This is a genomic window from Streptomyces sp. PTL18, assembly GCF_059510295.1.
On the sequence record NZ_JCAJZO010000002.1, the window covers coordinates 509,776 to 532,047 of the forward strand.

Sequence of the window (22,272 nt, forward strand, 5' to 3'; positions counted from 1 at the left end):
GGCCCGGAACGACAGTAGGTGGCCGGAAGGCGGGTGCAAAGTGTACGTTTCTTCCATCTGGACGAGGAAAAGTGGAGGGAACGCACATCATGCAGGAGCCATCCGCACCTGTAGTCCCTCCCACTCCAGCCGTCCCCCTGTCCGCCCTGCTGGCCCGGGAGGACCTGGCCCTGCGGCAGATCGCCGGGCCGAGGGACTCCGGCACGGCGATCCACTGGGCGCACACCTCGGAGATGGCGGACCCCTACCCGTACCTGCTGGGCGGCGAGCTGCTGCTGACGGCGGGCGTGCACATCCAGGAGACGGCGGGTTCGGGGACCTGTTTCGACGGCTACGTCTCCCGCATCGTGGCGGCGGGCGGCGCGGCGCTCGGTTTCGGCCTCGCGCCGGTGCACGACACGGTGCCACGGGCGCTGGTGGCGGCCTGCGACCACCATGGGCTGCCGCTGCTCGCGGTCCCTCCGCAGACCACGTTCTCGGGTGTGGCCCGCGCGGTCTGGCAGCTGATGGCCCAGGCCCGCCTCGCGGAACTCCGGCGCGTCACGGAGGCGCAGCAGAGCCTGGCCGCGGCGGCGGCCCGCCCGGACCCGGTGCCGTCGGTACTGCGGCAGCTGGCCCGGTGGGCGGGCGGCCGGGCGGTGCTGTACGGACCGGACGGCGCGGAACTGGCGGAGGCGGGGCGGGCACCCGAGGAGGCGGTACGGGCGCTGGGCGAACTGGCGGGAGTGGTCCGCCCGGGCGGCCCCGCGGGCCCCACCCCCTCCTCGGCCACCGACACCGCCGCCGGAACCCGACTCGCCGCCTACGCCCTCGGCACCGGGCAGGGCTTCGTGCTCGGCGTGGCGGCACCGCGGCGGGACCACGGTGACCACACCATCGCCTCCGTCGCGGCGGTGCTCCTCTCCCTCCTCACCGGGGAGCACGAGAGCGCCGCCGGTGCGGCACGCTCCTCGGCGCTCGTACGGCTGCTGCTCGGCGCCCCGGCGGAAGCGGTCGCGCCGCTGCTCGGCGGGGACCGGTGGGTGGTGGTGCACGCCCGGCCCACCGGGGAGGGACCGGCACCGGACGCCGTGGCCGCGTCCGCGCTCGGGGCGGCGCTCGGGTCCGCGCTGATCGACCTCGGGGACGGGGCCGTACGGATCCTGGTCCCGGCCGACCGCGATCCGGCCCCGCAGCCCGGCTGGACCCTCGGCGTCAGCGCCGCCGTCGCCCCGCGCGACTGGGCTGCCGCCGACACCCAGGCCTCCCGCGCCCTGGCTCGCGCCCGGGCGACCCGCGCCGCGCTGGTCCGGCACGGCGAGCGCACGGGCCTGGCGGACCTGGTCCCACCCGCGGAGGCCGAGCTGCACGCGCGCACCCTGCTGGCACCGCTGGCCCAGGGCACCGCCCTCACCGAGACACTGCGCGCCTGGCTGTCGCTGCACGGCAGTTGGGACCGCACGGCGGTCGCCCTGTCGGTCCACCGCAACACGGTCCGGCAGCGGATCGCGCGGTGCGCGGCGCTGCTGGGGGCGGACCTGGACGACGCGGACGTACGGATGGAGCTGTGGTTCGCCCTCAAGCAGACGGGGGCGGAGTGACGGCCGACGAAGGACCAACGCCGGCCCGACGACGGCCGCCGCCCCCGCCCCTCGCCGGACAGGTCCCCACCCGATGTGACGGGGAGGCGGGCGGCCAGGCCGACGTCCCGAGGGGGCACCCCGCCGGGGAGTGACGCACATCCCACGGGACGAAACACCGGCGGCCCCGGCGGAGCGCCCCGGCAGAATGGAGCACATGCCGATACCCGGGACCCCCAGCCGCTCCGAGCTCCTCGTCCACCTCGTCCGGACCCGTATCGCGGGTGAGGTGGCCACGCCCCGCGAGAACAACCTCTCCCACTACCGCAAGCTCGCGAACGGCGACCGCAACTACTGGCTCGGCCTGGAGCTCGGCGACCGCTGGAGCGACGAGCAGGACGTCCTCGCGGTGATGGCCGAGCGCTGCGGCGTCAACGACGACCCCGAGTACCGCTACGGCCAGGACACCATCGACCCGGAGCTGACGGTGGACGCCCTGGAGCGCCTCGCGGCCCGCCTGCGCAAGGCCGCCGGGGGCGGGCAGCGTGTGCTGTTCGCCACCGGCCACCCCGGCGGCCTCCTCGACGTGCACCGCGCCACCGCGGCCGCCCTGCGCGCCGCCGGCTGCGAGATCGTCGTGATCCCGGACGGGTTGCAGACGGACGAGGGGTACGTCATGCAGTTCGCGGACGTGGCCGTCCTGGAGCACGGCGCCAGCCTCTGGCACACGCACTCGGGCGAGCCGATGCGGGCGATCCTGAAGGGCCTGGAGGCCGAGGGCCGCCCCCTGCCCGACCTGGTCGTCGCCGACCACGGCTGGGCGGGCTGTGCGGGGCAGCTCGGCATCGACTCCGTGGGGTACGCCGACTGCAACGACCCGGCCCTCTTCCTCGCCGAGGCCGAGGGCACCGTGCAGGTGACGGTCCCCCTCGACGACCACGTCACCAGCCCCCGCCACTACGACCCGCTGACGGCGTACCTGCTGCGTGCGGCGGGTCTGAGGGAGGACTGAGCGGGTCAGCGGGGGACGCGGACCACGCCCTCCTGGATCACCGAGATCGCCAGCCGCCCGTCCTGGGTGTAGATGCGGGCCTGGCCCAGCCCGCGTCCCCCGGAGGCCGACGGCGACTCCTGGTCGTACAGCAGCCACTCGTCGGCCCGGAACGGCCGGTGGAACCACATGGCGTGGTCCAGCGAGGCCCCGACCACGTCGCCCACGGCCCAGCCGCCGCGCCCGTGCGCGAGCAGCACGGAGTCGAGGAGCGTCATGTCGGAGACGTAGGTGGCGAGGACGACGTGCAGCAGGGGGTCGTCGTCGAGCTTGCCGTTGGTGCGGAACCACACCTGGGAGTGGGGCTCGCGCGGCTCGCCGAACCTGCCGTACGGCGGCTCTTCCACGTACCGCAGGTCCACGGCCTCGCGGGCTTCGAGGAACCTCTGCACCACCTCGGGGGCGAGGTGCTCGTAGCCGCGCAGCCGCTCCTGGGAGGTGGGCAGTGCGGCCGGGTCGGGCGCGGGCGGCATCGGCGCCTGGTGCTCCAGTCCCTCCTCGTACGTCTGGAACGACGCGGAGAGGTGGAAGATCGGCTGCCCGTGCTGGACGGCCACGACCCGGCGCGTGGTGAACGAACGCCCGTCGCGGATGCGGTCGACCGTGTAGACGATGGGCGCGCCGGGGTCGCCGGGGCGCAGGAAGTACGCGTGCAGCGAGTGCGCGTGCCGTTCCTCGGGGACCGTGCGCCCCGCGGCGACCAGCGCCTGGGCCGCGACCTGCCCGCCGAAGACGCGCGGGACCACGGCGGAGCGGGACTGGCCGCGGAAGATGTCCCGCTCGATCCGCTCCAGATCGAGCAGATCGAGCAGCGACTGAAGTGCCTGACTCATGGGGTCAGTTGTATCCGGCACTTTTTTCGGTGACCTTACAGACCCATGTCCTTGGCGATGATCGTCTTCATGATCTCGCTGGTGCCGCCGTAGATGCGGTTGACGCGGTTGTCGGCGTACAGACGGGCGATCGGGTACTCGTTCATGTAGCCGTAGCCGCCGTGCAGCTGGAGGCAGCGGTCGATGACGCGGTGGGCGACCTCGGTGCAGAACAGCTTCGCGGAGGCGGCCTCGGCGGGGGTCAGCTCGCCGGCGTCCAGGGCCTCGAGCGCGCGGTCGGCGACGGCCTCCGCGGCGTCCACCTCGGCCTGGCAGGCGGCCAGCTCGAACTTGGTGTTCTGGAAGTGGGCGACCGGCTTGCCGAAGACGGTGCGCTCCTGAACATACTGCTTGGCGAACCGGACGGCGGCCTTGGCCTGCGCGTACGCGCCGAAGGCGATGCCCCAGCGCTCGGAGGCCAGGTTGTGGCCGAGGTAGTGGAAGCCCTTGTTCTCCTCGCCGAGCAGGTCCTCGACCGGCACCTTGACGTCGACGAAGGCCAGTTCGGCGGTGTCGGAGGTGCGCAGGCCCAGCTTGTCCAGCTTGCGGCCGATGGAGTAGCCCTCGGACTTGGTGTCCACGGCGAACAGGGATATGCCGAAGCGGCGGTCGTCCTCGCGCGGGGCGGCGGTGCGGGCGCACACGATGACGCGGTCGGCGTGGACGCCGCCGGTGATGAACGTCTTGGCGCCGTTGAGGACGTAGTGCGTGCCGTCCTCGGAGAGCCTGGCGGTGGTCTTCATGCCCGCGAGGTCGGAGCCGGTGCCCGGCTCGGTCATCGCGATGGCCCACATCTCCTCGCCGGTGACGAACTTCGGCAGGTAGCGCTTCTTCTGCTCGTCGGTGGCGAGCATCTTGAGGTACGGCAGGGCGAGCAGGACGTGCACCCCGGAGCCGCCGAACTGCACGCCCGCGCGCGCGGTCTCCTCGTAGAGGACGGCCTCGAACTTGTGGGTGTCCAGACCCGCGCCGCCGTGCTCCTCGGGAACGCTGATGCCGAAGATGCCCAGCTCGCCGAGCTTGTAGTAGAAGTCGCGCGGCGCCTGGCCGGCGGCGAACCACTCGTCGTACACCGGTACGACCTCGGCCTCGATGAAGGCGCGCAGGGTCTCCCGGAACGCCTCGTGGTCCTCGTTGAACACAGTACGGCGCACCGCCGCCACCTCCAGCTGGCTACTTCCGGCCATGTCTAAGCGCTTGCTCAGAGAGCACCGTACCGGCCAGTACAGACCACAGTCCAGAGGCACCCGGCCGTAACGCTCGTCACGCTCACGGACCGGACACCCGGCTCATTCGGCCACCGCCGCCGCGAACGCCCCCCGCGCCATCCGGTGCAGCAGCTCCGCCGTGGTCCCACGCCCCGGCAGCGACCCCGGGCGGCCGAGATGCGGCGTCGAGTTGAGCAGCCCGAAGACCGAGTGGACCGCCGATCGGGCGGCCGGCTCCGCCAGCCCCGGGTAGACCTCGCGGAGCACCTCCACCCACAGCTCCACGTACTGCCGCTGCAGCTGGCGCACGAGTTTGCGGTCGCTGTCCCGGAGGCGGTCCAGCTCGCGGTCGTGCAGGGTGATCAGGGGACGGTCGTCGAGCGCGAAGTCGATGTGCCCCTCGATCAGCGAGTCGAGGACCGCCTCCGGCTTCCGCCCGTCGGGACCTCCGTCGGCCTCGGCGACCCGCCGCCTGGCACCGGTCAGCAGCTGCCCGCTGATCCCCACGAGCAGCTCGGCGAGCATCGCGTCCTTGCCCGCGAAGTGCCGGTACAGACCGGGTCCGCTGATGCCGACCGCGGCCCCTATCTCGTCGACCCCGACGCCGTGGAAGCCGCGCTCGGCGAACAGCCGCGCGGCCTCCTTGAGGATCTGCTGGCGACGGGTGGGGGCGTCGGTTCTGGTGGCCATGAAAACAATTCTAGACAGGGAGGTTAGCGGTCGTTAACCTGAAGGAAATGCGTTAACGCTCATTAACAAGGTGAGGGGACCGCAGGATGCACGAGGCACCGGAGCTGACGAGCGCGGCAGACCCCGCGTCGGAGGCCTGGCGGGCCAACGAGGCGGCGCACCGCGCTTTGGTGGAGGAGTTGCACACCAAGCTGGCCGCGGCCCGGCTCGGCGGCGGCGAGAAGGCACGCGCCCGCCACACGGCGCGCGGCAAGCTGCTGCCGCGCGACCGCGTGGACACCCTGCTGGATCCGGGCTCGCCCTTCCTGGAGCTGGCCCCCCTGGCCGCCGAGGGGATGTACGACGGACAGGCGCCGGCCGCCGGGGTGATCGCCGGGATCGGGCGGGTCGGCGGCCGCGAGTGCGTGATCGTGGCCAACGACGCCACCGTGAAGGGCGGCACGTACTACCCGATGACGGTGAAGAAGCACCTGCGGGCTCAGGAGGTGGCCCTGGACAACCGGCTCCCCTGTGTCTACCTGGTCGACTCCGGCGGCGCCTTCCTGCCCATGCAGGACGAGGTCTTCCCCGACCGCGAGCACTTCGGGCGGATCTTCTACAACCAGGCGCGGATGTCGGGTGCCGGGATTCCGCAGATCGCGGCCGTTCTCGGGTCCTGCACGGCGGGCGGGGCGTACGTCCCGGCGATGAGCGACGAGGCCGTGATCGTCCGCAACCAGGGCACGATCTTCCTGGGCGGCCCGCCCCTCGTGAAGGCCGCCACGGGTGAGGTCGTCACCGCGGAGGAGCTGGGCGGCGGCGAGGTCCACGCGCGGGTGTCGGGCGTGACGGACCACCTGGCGGAGGACGACGCGCACGCGCTGCGCATCGTGCGGAACATCGTCGCCACTCTTCCCGCGCGCGGGGCCCTGCCCTGGCAGGTGGTCCCGTCCGCCGAGCCGAAGGTGGATCCGTACGGGCTCTACGGGGCGGTGCCGGTCGACTCCCGCACCCCCTATGACGTCCGCGAGGTCATCGCGCGCGTGGTGGACGGCTCCCGCTTCGCCGAGTTCAAGGCGGAGTTCGGGCAGACCCTGGTCACCGGCTTCGCCCGGATCCACGGCCACCCGGTGGGGATCGTCGCCAACAACGGCATCCTGTTCTCCGAGTCCGCCCAGAAGGGCGCCCACTTCATCGAGCTGTGCGACCAGCGCGGCATCCCGCTGGTCTTCCTGCAGAACATCTCCGGCTTCATGGTGGGCCGGGACTACGAGGCGGGCGGCATCGCCAAGCACGGCGCCAAGATGGTGACGGCGGTGGCGTGCACGCGCGTACCGAAGCTCACGGTGGTGATCGGCGGCTCGTTCGGCGCGGGCAACTACTCGATGTGCGGCCGGGCGTATTCGCCGCGCTTCCTGTGGATGTGGCCGAACGCCAAGATCTCGGTGATGGGCGGCGAGCAGGCCGCCTCGGTCCTCGCCACCGTCAAGCGGGACCAGCTTCAGGCACGCGGGGAGTCCTGGCCCGCGGAGGAAGAGGAGGCCTTCAAGGCCCCGATCCGCGCGCAGTACGAGCGCCAGGGCAACGCCTACTACGCGACGGCCCGCCTGTGGGACGACGGCGTGATCGACCCGCTGGAGACCCGCCAGGTACTGGGCCTGGCCCTGACCGCGTGCGCCAACGCGCCCCTGGGTGAACCCCAGTTCGGCGTCTTCCGGATGTGAGGGGGGCTTGACGACCATGTTCGAGACAGTGCTTGTGGCCAACCGGGGCGAGATCGCCGTCCGTGTCATCCGCACGCTGCGGTCGATGGGCGTGCGCTCGGTGGCCGTCTTCTCCGACGCCGACGCCGACGCCCGGCACGTGCGGGAGGCCGACACGGCGGTACGGATCGGTCCGCCCCCGGCGGCGGAGAGCTACCTGTCCGTGGAGCGCCTGCTGGAGGCCGCCGCCCGGACCGGCGCCCAGGCGGTGCACCCGGGATACGGCTTCCTGGCGGAGAACGCCACGTTCGCGCGCGCGTGCACCGAGGCGGGGCTGGTGTTCATCGGGCCGCCCGCGGACGCGATCGCGCTCATGGGCGACAAGATCCGGGCCAAGGAGACGGTACGGGCGGCCGGGGTGCCGGTCGTACCCGGGTCGAACGGCAGCGGGCTGACGGACGCCGAGTTGGTGGAGGCCGCCCGCGGGATCGGCATGCCGGTGCTGCTCAAGCCCAGCGCGGGCGGCGGCGGCAAGGGCATGCGCCTGGTGCGCGACCCCTCGGCGCTGGCCGAGGAGATCGCCGCGGCCCGCCGTGAGGCGCGCGCCGCCTTCGGCGACGACACGCTCCTGGTGGAGCGGTGGATCGACCGCCCCCGCCACATCGAGATCCAGGTCCTGGCGGACGGCCACGGAAACGTGGTGCACCTGGGTGAGCGTGAGTGCTCCCTCCAGCGCCGCCACCAGAAGATCATCGAGGAGGCGCCGAGCGTGCTCCTCGACGAGGCCACGCGCGCGGCGATGGGCGAGGCGGCGGTCCAGGCGGCCCGCTCCTGCGGGTACGAGGGCGCGGGCACGGTGGAGTTCATCGTCCCCGGCGGCGACCCCTCCTCGTACTACTTCATGGAGATGAACACCCGCCTGCAGGTGGAGCACCCGGTCACCGAACTCGTCACGGGCCTGGACCTGGTGGAGTGGCAGCTGCGGGTGGCGGCGGGCGAGCACCTCTCCTTCAAGCAGGACGACGTCACGCTCACCGGGCACGCGATCGAGGCCCGGATCTGCGCCGAGACCGTGTCCATCAGAGAGGGTGCCCGCGGCTTCCTCCCGTCGGGCGGCACGGTGCTGAGGCTGCACGAGCCGCAGGGCGACGGGATCCGCACCGACTCGGGTCTGTCGGAGGGCACGGAGGTCGGCAGCCTGTACGACCCGATGCTGTCCAAGGTCATCGCCTACGGCCCCGACCGCGCGACCGCACTGCGAAGGCTCCGAGCGGCCCTGGCGCAGACGGTCACCCTGGGCGTGCAGACGAACGCCGGCTTCCTGCGCCGTCTGCTGGCCCATCCGGCGGTCGTGGCCGGTGAGCTGGACACCGGTCTGGTGGAGCGCGAGGTGGACGCGCTGGTCCCGACGCAGGTACCGGAAGAGGTGTACGAGGCGGCCGCGGCCGTGCGCCTCGACGCGCTGACGCCGCGGGGCGAGGGCTGGATCGACCCGTTCTCCGTGCCGAGCGGCTGGCGGCTCGGGGGCGAACCCGAGGCGGTCGCCTTCCCGCTGCGGGTGCACGACCCGGTGGAGTACACGCCCCGGGGCACCCACACGGTCACCGAGGACCAGGTCTCCGTGGTCCTGGACGGCGTACGCCACACCTTCCACCGCGCCGGCGACTGGCTCGGCCGGGACGGCGACGCCTGGCATGTGCGCGACCACGACCCGGTCGCCGCGTCGCTCACCGGCGCCGCCCGCTCCGGCACCGACTCGCTGACCGCACCCATGCCCGGCACGGTGACCGTGGTCAAGGTGGCCGTCGGGGACCAGGTGACGCCCGGCCAGAGCCTGCTGGTGGTGGAGGCGATGAAGATGGAGCACGTCATCTCCGCCCCGCACGCCGGGACCGTCACCGAACTGGACGTCTCCCCCGGCACGACGGTCGCCATGGAGCAGGTGCTGGCCGTGATCGCGGCGCACGAGGAAGGCTCCGAGGACGACATGGAGGCGGAGCGATGAGCGTCGAGGGACTGCCCATGGCCGTACCCGCGCAGGGCCTGCCCGCCCGGGTGAGGATCCACGAGGTCGGCCCGCGCGACGGCCTGCAGAACGAGAGGCGCGCGGTGCCGACCGAGGTGAAGGCCGACTTCATCCGCAGGCTCGCCGACGCGGGCCTGACCACGATCGAGGCCACCAGCTTCGTGCACCCCGGGTGGGTGCCCCAGCTGGCGGACGCGGAAGAACTGTTCCCCCTCGTCAGCGACCTGCCGGTGGAGCTGCCGGTCCTGGTCCCGAACGAACGCGGCCTGGACCGGGCCCTGGCGCTCGGCGCCCGTCGCATCGCCGTCTTCGCCAGCGCCACGGAGTCCTTCGCTAAGGCCAACCTCAACCGCACGGTGGACGAGGCACTGGCGATGTTCGAACCGGTGGTCGCGCGGGCCAGGGCGCAGAAGGTGCACGTGCGCGGCTACCTCTCGATGTGCTTCGGCGACCCCTGGGAGGGCCCCGTCCCCGTCCACCAGGTGGTCCGCGTCTGCAAGGCCCTGATGGACATGGGCTGCGACGAGCTGAGCCTGGGCGACACGATCGGGGTGGCGACCCCGGGCCACGTGCAGGCCCTGCTCTCCCGTCTGGACGAGGAGGGCGTGCCGGCCGGCGCGGTCGGCGTGCACTTCCACGACACCTACGGTCAGGCGCTCGCCAACACCCTGACGGCGCTCCGGCACGGCGTGACGACCGTCGACGCCTCCGCCGGCGGCCTCGGCGGCTGCCCCTACGCCAAGTCCGCCACCGGCAACCTCGCCACCGAAGACCTCGTCTGGATGCTCCAGGGCCTCGGCATCGACACCGGGGTCGACCTCGGCCGGCTCACCGCCACGAGCGTGTGGATGGCCGCGCACCTGGACCGGCCGAGCCCCTCCCGCACCGTCCGAGCCCTCTCCCACAAGGAGTGATCCCCATGGACCACCACCTCACCCCCGAGCTGGAGGAACTCCGGCGCACGGTCGAGGAGTTCGCGCACGACGTCGTGGCGCCCAAGATCGGCGACTTCTACGAGCGGCACGAGTTCCCGTACGAGATCGTCCGCGAGATGGGCCGCATGGGCCTGTTCGGGCTGCCGTTCCCGGAGGAGTACGGCGGCATGGGCGGCGACTACCTGGCGCTGGGCATCGCCCTGGAGGAACTGGCCCGGGTGGACTCCTCGGTGGCGATCACCCTGGAGGCGGGCGTCTCCCTCGGCGCGATGCCGATCTACCGCTTCGGCACGGAGGCCCAGAAGCAGAAGTGGCTGCCGCGGCTGTGCTCGGGCGAGATCCTGGGAGCGTTCGGCCTGACGGAACCGGAGGCCGGTTCGGACGCGGGCGGTACCCGTACGACGGCCCGCCTGGACCCGGCGACGAACGAATGGGTGATCAACGGCACCAAGTGCTTCATCACCAACTCGGGCACGGACATCACGGGCCTGGTGACGGTCACGGCGGTCACCGGCCGCACGGAGGACGGCCGTCCGCGGATCTCCTCGATCATCGTCCCGTCGGGCACGCCCGGCTTCACGGTGGCGGCCCCGTACTCGAAGGTCGGCTGGAACGCCTCCGACACCCGTGAACTGTCCTTCGCGGACGTCCGCGTCCCCGCGGAGAACCTCCTGGGCGAGGAGGGCCGGGGCTACGCCCAGTTCCTGCGCATCCTGGACGAGGGCCGCATCGCGATCGCGGCGCTGGCGACCGGTCTGGCGCAGGGCTGTGTGGACGAGTCGGTGAGGTACGCGAAGGAACGTCAGGCGTTCGGCCGCCCCATCGGTGCCAACCAGGCCGTCCAGTTCAAGATCGCCGACATGGAGATGAAGGCCCACACTGCCCGCCTGGCCTGGCGCGACGCCGCGTCCCGCCTGGTCTCCGGCGAGCCCTTCAAGAAGGAGGCGGCCCTGGCGAAGCTCCACTCCTCCACGGTCGCGGTGGACAACGCCCGCGACGCCACCCAGATCCATGGCGGCTACGGCTTCATGAACGAGTACCCGGTGGCCCGCATGTGGCGCGACTCCAAGATCCTGGAGATCGGTGAGGGCACGAGCGAGGTACAGCGCATGCTGATCGCCCGGGAACTGGGGCTGGCGGGCTGACCGCCCCGAGCGGAGGTTCGGCGAACAGCTCAACCCACGGTTCGCCGAACCCGCTCCGTCACATCTGCACCGCGTCAATCAGTCCGCACGCCACTGCCGGAAACCGCTCGACCGCACTGGTTCATTTCCGATGGCCATGCAGAGGCGGATAGGCGGAATATCCCCCTCCGGAGGTGGCGCAGATGGCGGTGACAGTCATCGGGAAGGGGGCAGCGGTGACGTTGCGGATGGTGGCTCTCCATGTGGTGGTGCTGATCGGTCCTGACTCGTAGAGGTACACACCGCTACTGGAGAAGCTGTTGGTGGTCACACCGCCGCCGGTAAGCACCGTCCCAGAGGGACACGTGGCCGAGAACATGCAAAAGGTGTCGGTCCCGCACGTCTGGGTGTTGGAAACCTGCACGTAGGTGGATGCCGCGGCAGACCCCGTCGGCCCTTGGTGCGCAGGGGTGGCCGCCAGAGCGGGGGTTGCCACGCCGAAGGCGAGCAGTGCCGGCAGAGCCGTGAGGACGATGGCCGGCACGCTCGTGGAGCGAGGCGATGAACCGAATCGGGATCCAGACCGCATGAGTGACCTGCTTTCCGTGTCGAACTGCACCGTTTTCGCGGCAATGGGCGGCTTTTCCGGGCGTTTCCCCCTCATGGTGCGACGACCGCGACGGGAGCCGACACAGACACGCCGGATCTTCGTTTCACCAGATCCACATATGGACGCATAGTTGACGATCGGAAAATCCCGTTGAGCAGAAATTAAAAGGAGTTCACCCGGCGAACGGGACCGAGCCCCCGCCCGCCGGCACGGCGCGGGGTTGACTCGACCGGACGAGAAGTTAGGTTAGGCTAACCTGACTTGGACCCGTCCCGGCGGCGCTGCGCCCTGTTCGAAAGCAGTCACACCCATGCCCAACGTCCGTGCCATCCATCCCACCCGCCGCGGCCTCCTCACCGCCGGCGGCGCCCTCGGTCTCGGTGCCGCGCTCGCGGCCTGTGGGGACGGCAAGGCGAAAAGCGGCGGCTCGGGAAGCGGGGCCGCGACGGGCGGGTCCCGGCCCTGGTCGTTCGAGGACGACCGCGGGCAGACCGCCAAGGCCGACAAGGTGCCGTCGAACATCGTCGCGTTCGTCGGCGTGGCCGCCGCGCTGCACGACTACGGGGTCGAGGTGAAGGGCGTCTTCGGGCCGACGAAGACCAAGGACGGCAAGGCCGACGTCCAGGCCGGCGGCCTCGACGTCAGCAAGGTCACCGTCCTCGGCAACGGGTGGGGCCAGTTCAACGTGGAGAAGTACGCGGCACTCGCCCCCGACCTCCTCGTCACCACCATGTTCGACGGCGCCGGGACGCTCTGGTACGTGCCCGAGGAGTCCAGGAAGCAGATCCTCGCCGTGGGCGCCCCGAGCGTCGGGATCTCCGTCTTCGACCGCCAGATGCCCGAGTCCCTGCGGCGGATGCTGGAACTGGCCACGTCGCTCGGGGCGGACACCGCCTCCGCGAAGACCGCGCGGGCGAAGAAGCGGTTCGAGGACGCCGCGGCCCGGCTGCGCGCCGCCGCCAAGGCCAAGCCCGGCATCAAGGTGCTGGCGGGTTCCGCGAGCCAGGACGTCTTCTACGTCTCCGGAACAAACCTCTCCATCGACCTGGAGTACTTCAAGGCTCTCGGCGTGGACTTCGTCGAGCCGCCCGCCTCGGCGCTGAAGGCGAGCGGGGGCTGGTTCGAGAACCTCAGCTGGGAGAACGTCGACAAGTACCGGGCCGACGTCGTCATGATGGACAACCGCACCTCGGCCATCCGGCCCGCCGACATCACCGAGGCGACCTGGAAGAAGCTCCCCGCGGTCAGGGCGGGCCAGGTCGTCGCCCGCAACCCCGAGCCCATCCTGTCGTACGACAGGTGCGCCCCGCTGCTCGAGGACCTCGCCAAGGCGATCGAGACCGCCGAGAAGGTCAGCTGAGGAGTCACCGTGACGACTGCCGTAGCCGCCCCGTTCCGTTTCTTCTCCCTGCAGGTCGTACGGATCAGGCGGCTCGGCCCGTCGCTCGTCCGCGTCACCTTCGCCGGGGACGACCTGCACGCCTTCCGCTCCGACGGACGCGACCAGAGCCTGTCGCTGTTCCTGCCGCACGATGGGCAGCCCGAGCCCGTCGTGCCGCTGGAGCCGGGCGACGGCTGGTGGCAGGCCTGGCGTGAACTCCCGGACGACGTACGGGCGGTGCTGCGTTCGTACACTCTCCGGGCACTGCGCCGGGATCCCGACGAGATCGACATCGACTTCGTGCTGCACACCCCGGCCGGCCCCGCCTCCCTCTGGGCCTCGCGGACCGCCCCGGGCGACCGCGTACTCGTGCTCGGCCCGGCGATCGAGGACAACCGCGCCATCCGCTTCCGTCCGCCCGAGGACACCGACCTGGTCGTGGTGTGGGGCGACGAGACCGCCGTACCCGCCGCCTCGGCGATCCTCGAGACGCTCCCCCCGGGCATGCGCACCCGGGTCTGGCTGGAGGTCGGGCACACCGATGACATCCAGGACCCGGTGACCGAGGCCGACGCCGAGATCACCTGGCTCGTACGGAGCCAGAGCGGCGCCGAGGGGTCCCCCATGGCCCTCGGCGCCCTGCGCGCCACCCGACTGCCGCCCGCCGCCCGCCCGTACGTCTGGCTGGCGGGTGAATCCGGTCGTGTCAAGGCACTGCGCCGGCACTTCGTCGGCGAGCGCGGCGTCGACCGGCGGTGTGTCACCTTCGTCGGCTACTGGCGGCAGGGGCTGAGCGAGGAGCAGGTGCGCGAGCAGCGGTGACGGCGATCACGGAAGGGACAAGATTCCTCTCGGTCTAACTTAGGTTAGGCTAACCTAAGTTAGACCGAGAGATGGCTCCGCCCCTCGGCCGTCCCGCACGGACTCCCCCACGGACTCCCCACCGGAGGACCCACATGCGCTCGCACCTGCTCAATGACCTCACCGCGGAGCACTACCGCCGCTCCGTGACCGAAGGAGTAGAGCGGGTGGCCGACCGACTCGCCACCACCGACCGTCCGTTCACCGGCGTCACGGTCGACACCCTCGCCCCTCGCATCGCCGGGATCGACCTGGACCGCCCGCTGCACGACACCACCGCGGCCCTGGACGAGTTGGAGGAGCTCTACCTGCGCGACGCGGTGTACTTCCACCACCCCCGCTACCTCGCCCACCTCAACTGCCCGGTCGTCATCCCGGCCGTGCTCGGCGAGGCCGTGCTGTCGGCCGTCAACTCCTCCCTCGACACCTGGGACCAGTCGGCGGGCGGCACCCTGATCGAGCGCAGGCTCATCGACTGGACCGCCGGGCGGATCGGCCTCGGCCCGGCCGCCGACGGCGTGTTCACCTCCGGCGGCACCCAGTCCAACCTCCAGGCCCTGCTGCTGGCCCGGGAAGAGGCCAAGAGCGACTCCCCCACGAAGCTGAGGATCTTCGCCTCCGAAGTGAGCCACTTCAGCGTCCGGAAGTCCGCGAAACTCCTCGGCCTCGGCCGCGAGTCCGTCGTCGCCGTGCCCGTCGGCCCCGACAAGCGCATGCGGACCGTCGCCCTCGCCCGCGAGCTGGAACGCTGCACCCGGGACGGTCTGGTCCCGATGGCCGTCGTCGCCACGGCCGGCACCACCGACTTCGGATCCATCGACCCGCTGCCCGAGATCGCCGAGCTGTGTGCCCAGTACGGCACCTGGATGCACGTGGACGCGGCGTACGGCTGCGGACTGCTGGTCTCGACCCGCCGCCGCGGTCTCCTCGACGGCATCGAGCGCGCCGACTCGGTCACCGTGGACTACCACAAGTCCTTCTTCCAGCCGGTGAGTTCCTCCGCCGTCCTGGTCCGTGACGGCTCCACCCTGGGCCATGCCACCTACCACGCCGACTACCTCAACCCGCGCCGCGCGGTCCACGAGAGCATCCCCAACCAGGTCGACAAGTCCCTGCAGACCACCCGCCGCTTCGACGCCCTCAAACTGTGGATGACGCTGCGCGTGATGGGCGCCGACGGCATCGGCCGGCTCTTCGACGAGGTCTGCGACCTGGCGGCCGAGGGCTGGAAGCTGCTCGCCGCCGACCCGCGCTTCGACGTCGTCGTCGAGCCGCGGCTGTCCACCCTCGTCTTCCGCTGCATCCCCTCCGCCGTCACCGACCCCGCCGACATCGACCGCGCCAACCTGCACGCCCGCAAGGCCCTGTTCGCATCCGGCGACGCGGTGGTCGCGGGCACCAAGGTCGCCGACCGCCACTACCTGAAGTTCACCCTGCTCAACCCCGAGACCACGGTGGACGACATCGCCACCGTCCTCGACCTGATCGCCGGCCACGCCGAGCAGTACCTGGGAGAGTTCCTTGACCGCGCGTCCTGAGGCCACCCGTCCTGAAGCCACCTCGAAGACCTACGACTTCGTCGGGATCGGGCTCGGCCCCTTCAACCTCGGCCTCGCCTGCCTCACCGAGCCGATCGACGGCCTCGACGGCGTCTTCCTGGAGTCCAAGCCCACCTTCGAGTGGCACTCGGGGATGTTCCTGGAGGGCGCCCACCTCCAGACCCCGTTCCTGTCGGACCTGGTCACCCTGGCCGACCCCACCTCCCCGTACTCCTTCCTCAACTACCTGAAGGAGCAGGGCAGGCTGTACTCGTTCTACATCCGCGAGAACTTCTTCCCGCTGCGCGTCGAGTACGACGACTACTGCCGCTGGGCCGCCTCCCGGCTGAGCAGCATCCGCTTCAGCACGACGGTCACGGAGGTGGCGTACCGGGACGAGGGCGGGATCTACGTCGTCCGGACGCATGACGGCGGCACCTACCGAGCCCGCCGTCTGGTCCTCGGCACCGGAACACCTCCGCACATCCCGGAGCCCTGCCGCGGTCTCGGCGGTGACGTCATCCACAACTCCCGCTATCTGGACCACAAGCACCGGCTCCAGGCCAAGGAGTCGATCACACTGGTCGGCAGCGGCCAGTCCGCGGCCGAGATCTACCGCGACCTGCTCGGGGAGATCGACGTCCACGGCTACCGGCTGAACTGGGTGACCCGCTCCCCGCGCTTCTTCCCCCTCGAGTACACCAAGCTCACGCTGGAGATGACCTCCCCGGAGTACATCGACTACTTCCACGCGCTGCCCGAGCGGACCCGCTACCGCCTCGCCGAACAACACAAGGGCCTGTTCAAGGGCATCGACAGCGAGCTGATCGACGAGATCTTCGACCTGCTGTACCGGAAGAACCTCGGCGGCCCGGTCCCGACCCGCCTGCTCACCAACTCCTCGCTGACGAAGGCCGACTACGAGGACGGCACCTACACCCTCACCTTCCGCCAGGAGGAGCAGGAGAAGGACTACGAGCTGCGCTCGCAGGCGCTGATCCTCGCCACCGGATACAAGTACGTCGAACCGGAGTTCCTGAGGCCCGTCCGCCACCGTCTGCGCTACGACGGGCACGGCAACTTCGACGTGGCCCGCAACTACGCGATCGACGTCACCGGCCGGGGCGTGTTCCTGCAGAACGCCGGCGTCCACACGCACTCGGTCACCTCCCCCGACCTGGGCATGGGCGCCTACCGCAACGCGTACATCATCCGGGAGCTGCTCGGCACCGAGTACTACCCGGTCGAGAAGACGATCGCCTTCCAGGAGTTCGCCGCATGAGGACCCTCGACATCGGCACCTTCGCCTTCCGCCCCCTCGACCCCGGCAAGGACGCGGAGCTGCTGCACGCCTGGGTCACGCACCCCAAGGCCGCCTTCTGGATGATGCAGGACGCCACGGTCGGGGACGTCGAGCGCGCCTACGCGGAGATCGAAGCGGACGGGCACCACCACGCGCTCCTCGGGCTGCACGACGGCGAGCCCGCCTTCCTGATGGAGAAGTACGACCCGGCCCACCGGGAGCTGGCCGGCCTGTACGAGGCGGAGCCGGGCGACGTCGGCATGCACTTCCTGGTGGCGCCGACCGACACGCCCGTGCACGGGTTCACCCGGGCCGTCGTCACGGCCGTGATGCGGCACCTGTTCGAGGACCCCGCCACACGCCGGGTCGTCGTCGAGCCCGATGTGCGCAACACGGCCGTGCACGCCCTGAACGCGGCGGCCGGATTCGTGCCCGAACGCGAGATCGAGAAGCCCGAGAAGAAGGCCCTGTTGAGTTTCTGCACCCGCGAGCGGTTCGAGAAGGCGGTGACGGCATGACCCTCGCCGACGCCGTGGCCCATCTGTCCCCCGAGCGCTGGGGGAAGGCGGGCCGCCTCCTGATCCGCAAGGCACTCGCCGAGTTCGCCCATGAGCGGCTGATCACCCCCGAGCGGGAGGAGGACGGCCGGTTCGTCGTCCGCAGCGACGACGGGCTCACCCGCTACCGCTTCACGGCCACCCTGCGCGCCCTCGACCACTGGCAGGTCGACGCGGACTCGATCACCCGTCACCGCGACGGCACCGAACCGCCCCTCGACCCGCTGGACTTCTTCATCGAGCTGAGGCGGTCACTGGGTCTGAGCGACGCCGTCCTGCCCGTCTACCTGGAGGAGATCTCCTCCACCCTCTCCGGCATCTGCTACAGGCTCGCCAAGCCGCGGGTCACGTCCGCGGAGCTGGCCCGCTCCGGCTTCCAGGCGATCGAGACCGGGATGACCGAGGGCCACCCCTGCTTCGTCGCCAACAACGGGCGGCTCGGCTTCGGCATCCACGAGTACCTGGCGTACGCGCCCGAGACCGCGAGCCCGGTCCGGCTGGTGTGGCTGGCGGCGCACCGCTCCCGGGCGGCGTTCACGGCGGGCGCGGGGATCGCGTACGAGTCGTTTCTGCGGGAGGAGCTGGGGGACGCGACGCTGAAGCGTTTCCGCGGCACGCTCTCGGACCAGGGGCTGGACCCGGCCGACTACCTCCTCATGCCCGTCCACCCCTGGCAGTGGTGGAACAAGCTCACCGTCACCTTCGCCGCCGAGGTCGCCCGCCGCAACCTGGTGTGCCTCGGCGAGGGCGACGACGAGTACCTGGCGCAGCAGTCCATACGGACCTTCTTCAACACCTCCCACCCGGAGAAGCACTACGTCAAGACGGCCCTGTCCGTGCTCAACATGGGCTTCGTGCGGGGGCTGTCGGCCGCCTACATGGAGGCGACCCCGGCGATCAACGACTGGCTCGCCCGGCTGATCGACGAGGACCCCGTGCTGAAGTCGACCGGCCTGTCGATCATCCGGGAGCGGGCGGCCGTCGGCTACCGGCACCTGGAGTACGAGGCCGCCACCGACCGGTACTCCCCGTACCGGAAGATGCTCGCGGCCCTGTGGCGGGAGAGTCCGGTGCCGTCCCTCCGGGAGGGCGAGTCCCTGGCCACCATGGCCTCGCTCCTGCATGTCGACCACGAGGGCGTCTCCTTCGCCGGCGCGCTGATCGAACGGTCCGCGCTCGCCCCGGCCGAGTGGCTGCGGCAGTACCTGCGGGCGTACTACACCCCCCTCCTCCACAGCTTCTACGCCTACGACCTGGTCTTCATGCCGCACGGCGAGAACGTGATCCTCGTCCTGGAGGACGGGGTCGTGAAGCGCGCCGTCTACAAGGACATCGCCGAGGAGATCGCGGTCATGGACCCCGACGCGGTGCTGCCGCCGGCGGTCGAGCGGCTGCGTGTCGAGGTCCCGGAGGACAAGAAGCTGCTGTCGATCTTCACGGACGTCTTCGACTGCTTCTTCCGCTTCCTCGCCGCGAACCTCGCCACCGAGGGACTGCTGGAGGAGGACGACTTCTGGCGGACGGTCGCGGAGGTCACCCGCGCGTACCAGGAGTCGGTGCCCGAACTGGCCGGGAAGTTCGAGCGGTACGACGTGTTCGCGCCCGAGTTCGCCCTGTCCTGCCTCAACCGGCTCCAACTGCGCGACAACACGCAGATGGTGGACCTGGCCGACCCGTCCGGCGCGCTCCAGCTCGTCGGCACGCTCGGGAATCCCCTCGCGGGGTTCTGACCCGGGCGGGCACCCCGGTGCACGGTCCTCCGGGGTGCCCGTCACGCTTCGGCCCGCTACCGTGCGGGCCAGGGCACCTGCGGCGAGCGGTAGTAGGCGATGCCGAGTGCGTCCCAGCGCGGCGCCTGGGCCGCGAGCCGCACCCGGTACGTGGTCCAGTCGTGCGTGGCGGCCGGTGACCAGCCCAGTTCGGCGGCGCCCGGCAACCTCGGAAAGGTCATGCAGTCGATGTCGTGGTCGGTGACGATCGTCTCGGTCCACAGCGGTGCCTCCACTCAGGCGATCGCGGAGGCGGGTGCGCCGGGGAGGTAGGCGCCCGGGTCCCAGTCGTAGGAGCGGCGCACCTCGACCAGCCCGGCCCAGTCCTGCCCGAGCGGTGTGTCCGCGGTGTACTTCATGTCCAGGTAGACCCGGTCGGCCGGCGAGAGGATCAGCCGGGTGCCGTTGCGCGCGGCCTCGGCGACCCGGGCCTTGTCTGCGGCGCTGGTGCCGTCGAGCCCCCAGTACTGTGCGAGCGCGCCCTTGACCGGGTGGGCGCCGGTCAGCTGGTGCCAGCCGATCACCGTCTTGCCGTGGCGCTCGACGACCGGCTGCACACGGTCCATGAACTTCACGTAGTCGTCGTGGCCGGTGGAGTGCGCCTCGTCGCCGCCGATGTGGAGGTAGCGGCCCGGTGTGAGCGCGGCGAGTTCACGGATGACGTCGTCCACGAAGTCGTACGTCACCTGCTTCGGCACGCACAGCGAGCTGAAGCCGACGTCGGTGCCGGTGTACAGCGGGGGTGCGACGCCGTCGCAGTCGAGGTCGGCGTAGGAGGCGAGGGCGGCGTTGGTGTGGCCGGGCATGTCGATCTCGGGGACGACCTCGACGTAGCGCGACGCGGCGTAGCGGACGATCTCCCGGTAGTCGGCCTTGGTGTAGGAGCCGCCCTTGCCGCCGCCGACCTCGGTGGAGCCGCCGTAGGCCGCCAGGCGCGGCCAGGAGTCGACGGCGATGCGCCAGCCCTGGTCGTCGCTCAGGTGCAGGTGCAGTTCGTTGATCTTGTAGAGGGCCAGGGCGTCGACGAAGCGCTCGACCTGGGCGACGGTGAAGAAGTGCCGGGCGACGTCGAGCATCGCACCGCGGTAGGCGTAGCGCGGGGAGTCCGTGAGGGTGCCGCCCGCGACCGGCCACGGTCCGTGCTGCACGGTCTTCTTCTCCACGGCCGCGGGCAGGAGCTGGCGCAGCGTCTGCACGCCGTGGAAGAGACCGGCGGGCTCGCGGGCGGTGAGGGTGACGCCTCGGGGGCCGCTGTCGAGGCGGTAGCCCTCGGCGCCGTACGGACCGTCCTGGAGTCGGAGCCGGATGCCGCCGCTGCCCTGCGTGGTGACCGGCAGCGGGTAACCGGTCGAGGGCCGCAGCACGTCGGCGAGGTAGCCGCCGATGCGGCGGACCGCGCCGGAGTCGTCCACGCGGATGCGGGTCGCGGCGGTGATCTCGTACGGGGATCCGCCCGGGTGGACCGAGGCGGGCGCCGGGACCACCCGGTCGAGGGGGGTGGCGGTACGGGCGGCCCGGCCGGGTGCCGCGGCGACGGCGGACAGGCCCGCCGCGGCGACGAGCAGCAGGGTGCCGAGCAGACGGGGCGTTCCGTGGTGCCGTTTCACATGCGCTCCCTTCCACGAGGTGCCACGGGCCGGTCCACTCCGGGCCCGATGGGTATAGACCACTCTCTCGCGAACGGGATGGAACAATCCCCGGCATGGCGGAAATCATCCAGAAGGGCGGCACGTGGAGTTTCGACGGTGACGCCCTGCGGCTGACTCCGGGGCACGACAAGGGCGTCGGGCTGTTCCGTCGCACGCTGGGCGAACTGATCGTTCCGCTGGAGGCGTTGGCGGGGATCTCCTTCGAGCAGGGGAGGAAGGCCGGACGGCTCAGGCTGCGGCTGCGCGACGGCGCCTGCCCCCTGTGGCAGGCGACCGGCGGCAGGCTGAAGGACTCCGACCACCCCTACCAGCTGACGGTCGAGTCCGACCGCTGCGGCGTCGCCGAGTACGTGGTGGACGAGGTGCGGAACGCGCTGACGCTGGAGCAGGTCCCCGCCGAACCGGTCGACCGCTATCTGCTGCCCGGCCCCTCCGTCCCGTTGTCCGTGTCGGCCGGGGACGGCACGGCGAGCTTCGACGGCGAGCAGATACGCCTGGAGTGGAACTGGAAGACGGACGGCGCGAAGCAGGCCGCGGGCACCCGCACGCTCTCCGTGGCCGACGTGACCGCCGTGGAGTGGCAGCCGGCGGCCGGCCTGGAGAACGGCTACCTCCGCTTCACCGTGCGCGGGGCCGGGACCAAGGCGCCGGCGAAGTACGACCCCAACTCGGTGGAGCTGTGGGGCTTCAGGAAGGACGCGCTGATGGCGCTCGTCGCGGCGGCGGTCCAGGCGCGGCTTCCGCACCCGGCGGCGCCCGCGGACGGCGCAGAGCCGGTGACGGAGGGGTCCGCACCGGCCCGGGGCACCGGCGAGAACGAGCACGACGCCCTGCTGCGCCGGTTGCGCGAGCTGGGAGAGCTGCACCGGACGGGCGTGCTGACGGAGGAGGAGTTCACCAGGGCCAAGCAGGCGATCCTCGGGCGCATGTAGTCCGGGAGGGCCGCCTGCGTCCCACTGCGTCCCGCCTTCCGGGCGCGGGAGCCTGCCGGAGGGCGCCGCGCCGTTGCGGCTCGGGCCGTCGACGTGACGCAGGACACAGGATGGGCAGCCGTCGAGAGGGCTCCATAAGAACTTCACCCGGCATCTGCCCGAAATCGGGCACGATTCTTGCGATTACGGCGCTTGTACCTCAGGATCTACCGGGTGCACGACGAACTAGTTGATCACCTGGCGCGAACCACGCCCCTGCGACGGGGCGAGGCGCTGCGTGTGGTCCAGGACGTGCTCGCCTACTTCGACGAGACGGCCGAGGAGTTCGTCCGTCGCCGCCACCGCGAACTGCAGGCCCAGGGACTGGTGAACGCGTCGATCTTCGAACGGATCGAGGCGGACCTGAAGTACCGCGCGGTGGCACCGCCCGAGCTCACGCTCCGGCAACTGCGGCGCATCGTCTACGGCTGAGCCAGGGCTCGGCCACCGGACCGCTGCTCCATTCATACGGGGTCAAAAAGGGAC

General features: G+C 71.2%; 17 protein-coding genes and 1 pseudogene. 14 read left to right on the forward strand and 4 right to left on the reverse strand.

Annotated features, from left to right (window positions below; genetic code table 11):
- Positions 1 to 89 precede the first annotated feature (89 nt).
- Positions 90 to 1,580 carry a helix-turn-helix domain-containing protein gene (locus AC5WS8_RS06720; protein ID WP_496102347.1) on the forward strand — a complete coding sequence of 497 codons (1,491 nt, stop codon included), beginning with the start codon at positions 90 to 92 and terminating at the stop codon, positions 1,578 to 1,580.
- Positions 1,581 to 1,776: 196 nt separating this feature from the next.
- Positions 1,777 to 2,571 (forward strand): phosphatase, encoded by a 795-nt coding sequence (locus AC5WS8_RS06725; RefSeq protein ID WP_496102348.1) that lies wholly within the window; start codon positions 1,777 to 1,779, stop codon positions 2,569 to 2,571.
- A gap of 5 nt (positions 2,572 to 2,576) precedes the next feature.
- Here the strand turns inward: AC5WS8_RS06725 and tesB are convergent, their stop codons facing one another.
- The 3 genes from tesB to AC5WS8_RS06740 form a co-directional block, all read right to left on the reverse strand.
- Positions 2,577 to 3,443 carry an acyl-CoA thioesterase II gene (gene tesB, locus AC5WS8_RS06730; RefSeq protein ID WP_496102349.1) on the reverse strand — a complete coding sequence of 289 codons (867 nt, stop codon included), beginning with the start codon at positions 3,441 to 3,443 and terminating at the stop codon, positions 2,577 to 2,579.
- A 35-nt stretch (positions 3,444 to 3,478) separates the two neighbouring features.
- Positions 3,479 to 4,636 (reverse strand): acyl-CoA dehydrogenase family protein, encoded by a 1,158-nt coding sequence (locus AC5WS8_RS06735; RefSeq protein WP_496102422.1) that lies wholly within the window; start codon positions 4,634 to 4,636, stop codon positions 3,479 to 3,481.
- A 135-nt stretch (positions 4,637 to 4,771) separates the two neighbouring features.
- Entirely contained in the window at positions 4,772 to 5,380 is a 609-nt protein-coding gene (locus tag AC5WS8_RS06740; protein ID WP_496102350.1) for an SACE_7040 family transcriptional regulator, read from the reverse strand.
- A gap of 86 nt (positions 5,381 to 5,466) precedes the next feature.
- Between AC5WS8_RS06740 and AC5WS8_RS06745 the strand changes: the two genes are divergently transcribed.
- The 10 genes from AC5WS8_RS06745 to AC5WS8_RS06790 all read left to right on the forward strand — a co-directional run bounded on the left by AC5WS8_RS06745 (position 5,467) and on the right by AC5WS8_RS06790 (position 19,127).
- The gene (locus tag AC5WS8_RS06745) at positions 5,467 to 7,083 is read left to right on the forward strand and encodes a carboxyl transferase domain-containing protein (RefSeq protein WP_496102351.1); all 1,617 of its coding nucleotides are present in this window, start codon (positions 5,467 to 5,469) and stop codon (positions 7,081 to 7,083) included.
- A 16-nt stretch (positions 7,084 to 7,099) separates the two neighbouring features.
- Positions 7,100 to 9,067 (forward strand): acetyl/propionyl/methylcrotonyl-CoA carboxylase subunit alpha, encoded by a 1,968-nt coding sequence (locus tag AC5WS8_RS06750; RefSeq protein ID WP_496102352.1) that lies wholly within the window; start codon positions 7,100 to 7,102, stop codon positions 9,065 to 9,067.
- Entirely contained in the window at positions 9,064 to 10,002 is a 939-nt protein-coding gene (locus AC5WS8_RS06755; protein WP_496102353.1) for a hydroxymethylglutaryl-CoA lyase, read from the forward strand. The genes AC5WS8_RS06750 and AC5WS8_RS06755 overlap by 4 nt, the downstream gene beginning before the upstream one ends.
- 5 nt (positions 10,003 to 10,007) lie before the next feature.
- Positions 10,008 to 11,168 carry an acyl-CoA dehydrogenase family protein gene (locus tag AC5WS8_RS06760; RefSeq protein ID WP_496102354.1) on the forward strand — a complete coding sequence of 387 codons (1,161 nt, stop codon included), beginning with the start codon at positions 10,008 to 10,010 and terminating at the stop codon, positions 11,166 to 11,168.
- Between the two features lie 899 nt (positions 11,169 to 12,067).
- Complete coding sequence (locus tag AC5WS8_RS06765) at positions 12,068 to 13,117, forward strand: ABC transporter substrate-binding protein (RefSeq protein ID WP_496102355.1); 1,050 nt, start codon at positions 12,068 to 12,070, stop codon at positions 13,115 to 13,117.
- A 9-nt stretch (positions 13,118 to 13,126) separates the two neighbouring features.
- On the forward strand, positions 13,127 to 13,960 hold the full coding sequence (locus AC5WS8_RS06770; protein WP_496102356.1) for a siderophore-interacting protein: 834 nt from the start codon (positions 13,127 to 13,129) through the stop codon (positions 13,958 to 13,960).
- Positions 13,961 to 14,094: 134 nt separating this feature from the next.
- Positions 14,095 to 15,537, forward strand: a complete 1,443-nt coding sequence (gene desA, locus AC5WS8_RS06775; protein ID WP_496102357.1) for a lysine decarboxylase DesA — start codon at positions 14,095 to 14,097, stop codon at positions 15,535 to 15,537.
- Positions 15,521 to 16,819: a lysine N(6)-hydroxylase/L-ornithine N(5)-oxygenase family protein gene (locus AC5WS8_RS06780; protein WP_496102358.1), complete on the forward strand. Its 1,299-nt coding sequence runs from the start codon at positions 15,521 to 15,523 to the stop codon at positions 16,817 to 16,819. The genes desA and AC5WS8_RS06780 overlap by 17 nt, the downstream gene beginning before the upstream one ends.
- Positions 16,816 to 17,358, forward strand: coding sequence for a GNAT family N-acetyltransferase (locus AC5WS8_RS06785; RefSeq protein ID WP_496102359.1), 543 nt, complete (start codon positions 16,816 to 16,818; stop codon positions 17,356 to 17,358). The genes AC5WS8_RS06780 and AC5WS8_RS06785 overlap by 4 nt, the downstream gene beginning before the upstream one ends.
- Positions 17,355 to 19,127 (forward strand): IucA/IucC family protein, encoded by a 1,773-nt coding sequence (locus AC5WS8_RS06790; RefSeq protein ID WP_496102360.1) that lies wholly within the window; start codon positions 17,355 to 17,357, stop codon positions 19,125 to 19,127. Before AC5WS8_RS06785 ends, AC5WS8_RS06790 begins: the two co-directional genes overlap by 4 nt.
- Before the next feature lie 56 nt (positions 19,128 to 19,183).
- On the opposite strand, the pseudogene AC5WS8_RS06795 reads toward AC5WS8_RS06790, so the two are convergent.
- Positions 19,184 to 20,773, reverse strand: a pseudogene (locus AC5WS8_RS06795) (beta-N-acetylhexosaminidase).
- Between the two features lie 95 nt (positions 20,774 to 20,868).
- Between AC5WS8_RS06795 and AC5WS8_RS06800 the strand changes: the two are divergent.
- Positions 20,869 to 21,747, forward strand: a complete 879-nt coding sequence (locus AC5WS8_RS06800; protein WP_496102361.1) for a DUF4429 domain-containing protein — start codon at positions 20,869 to 20,871, stop codon at positions 21,745 to 21,747.
- A 213-nt stretch (positions 21,748 to 21,960) separates the two neighbouring features.
- Positions 21,961 to 22,218 carry a hypothetical protein gene (locus AC5WS8_RS06805; RefSeq protein ID WP_496102423.1) on the forward strand — a complete coding sequence of 86 codons (258 nt, stop codon included), beginning with the start codon at positions 21,961 to 21,963 and terminating at the stop codon, positions 22,216 to 22,218.
- Positions 22,219 to 22,272 lie beyond the last annotated feature (54 nt).

What these genes read in the sequence shown, in the direction of transcription:
- AC5WS8_RS06755 (WP_496102353.1), top strand. Translation starts at nt 9,064, where the DNA reads ATGAGCGTCGAGGGACTGCCCATGGCCGTACCCGCGCAGGGCCTGCCC.
- AC5WS8_RS06785 (WP_496102359.1), top strand. Translation starts at nt 16,816, where the DNA reads ATGAGGACCCTCGACATCGGCACCTTCGCCTTCCGCCCCCTCGACCCC.
- AC5WS8_RS06745 (WP_496102351.1), top strand. Translation starts at nt 5,467, where the DNA reads ATGCACGAGGCACCGGAGCTGACGAGCGCGGCAGACCCCGCGTCGGAG.
- AC5WS8_RS06750 (WP_496102352.1), top strand. Translation starts at nt 7,100, where the DNA reads ATGTTCGAGACAGTGCTTGTGGCCAACCGGGGCGAGATCGCCGTCCGT.
- AC5WS8_RS06790 (WP_496102360.1), top strand. Translation starts at nt 17,355, where the DNA reads ATGACCCTCGCCGACGCCGTGGCCCATCTGTCCCCCGAGCGCTGGGGG.
- AC5WS8_RS06800 (WP_496102361.1), top strand. Translation starts at nt 20,869, where the DNA reads ATGGCGGAAATCATCCAGAAGGGCGGCACGTGGAGTTTCGACGGTGAC.
- AC5WS8_RS06765 (WP_496102355.1), top strand. Translation starts at nt 12,068, where the DNA reads ATGCCCAACGTCCGTGCCATCCATCCCACCCGCCGCGGCCTCCTCACC.
- tesB (WP_496102349.1), bottom strand. Translation starts at nt 3,443, where the DNA reads ATGAGTCAGGCACTTCAGTCGCTGCTCGATCTGCTCGATCTGGAGCGG.
- AC5WS8_RS06760 (WP_496102354.1), top strand. Translation starts at nt 10,008, where the DNA reads ATGGACCACCACCTCACCCCCGAGCTGGAGGAACTCCGGCGCACGGTC.
- AC5WS8_RS06720 (WP_496102347.1), top strand. Translation starts at nt 90, where the DNA reads ATGCAGGAGCCATCCGCACCTGTAGTCCCTCCCACTCCAGCCGTCCCC.
- desA (WP_496102357.1), top strand. Translation starts at nt 14,095, where the DNA reads ATGCGCTCGCACCTGCTCAATGACCTCACCGCGGAGCACTACCGCCGC.
- AC5WS8_RS06740 (WP_496102350.1), bottom strand. Translation starts at nt 5,380, where the DNA reads ATGGCCACCAGAACCGACGCCCCCACCCGTCGCCAGCAGATCCTCAAG.
- AC5WS8_RS06725 (WP_496102348.1), top strand. Translation starts at nt 1,777, where the DNA reads ATGCCGATACCCGGGACCCCCAGCCGCTCCGAGCTCCTCGTCCACCTC.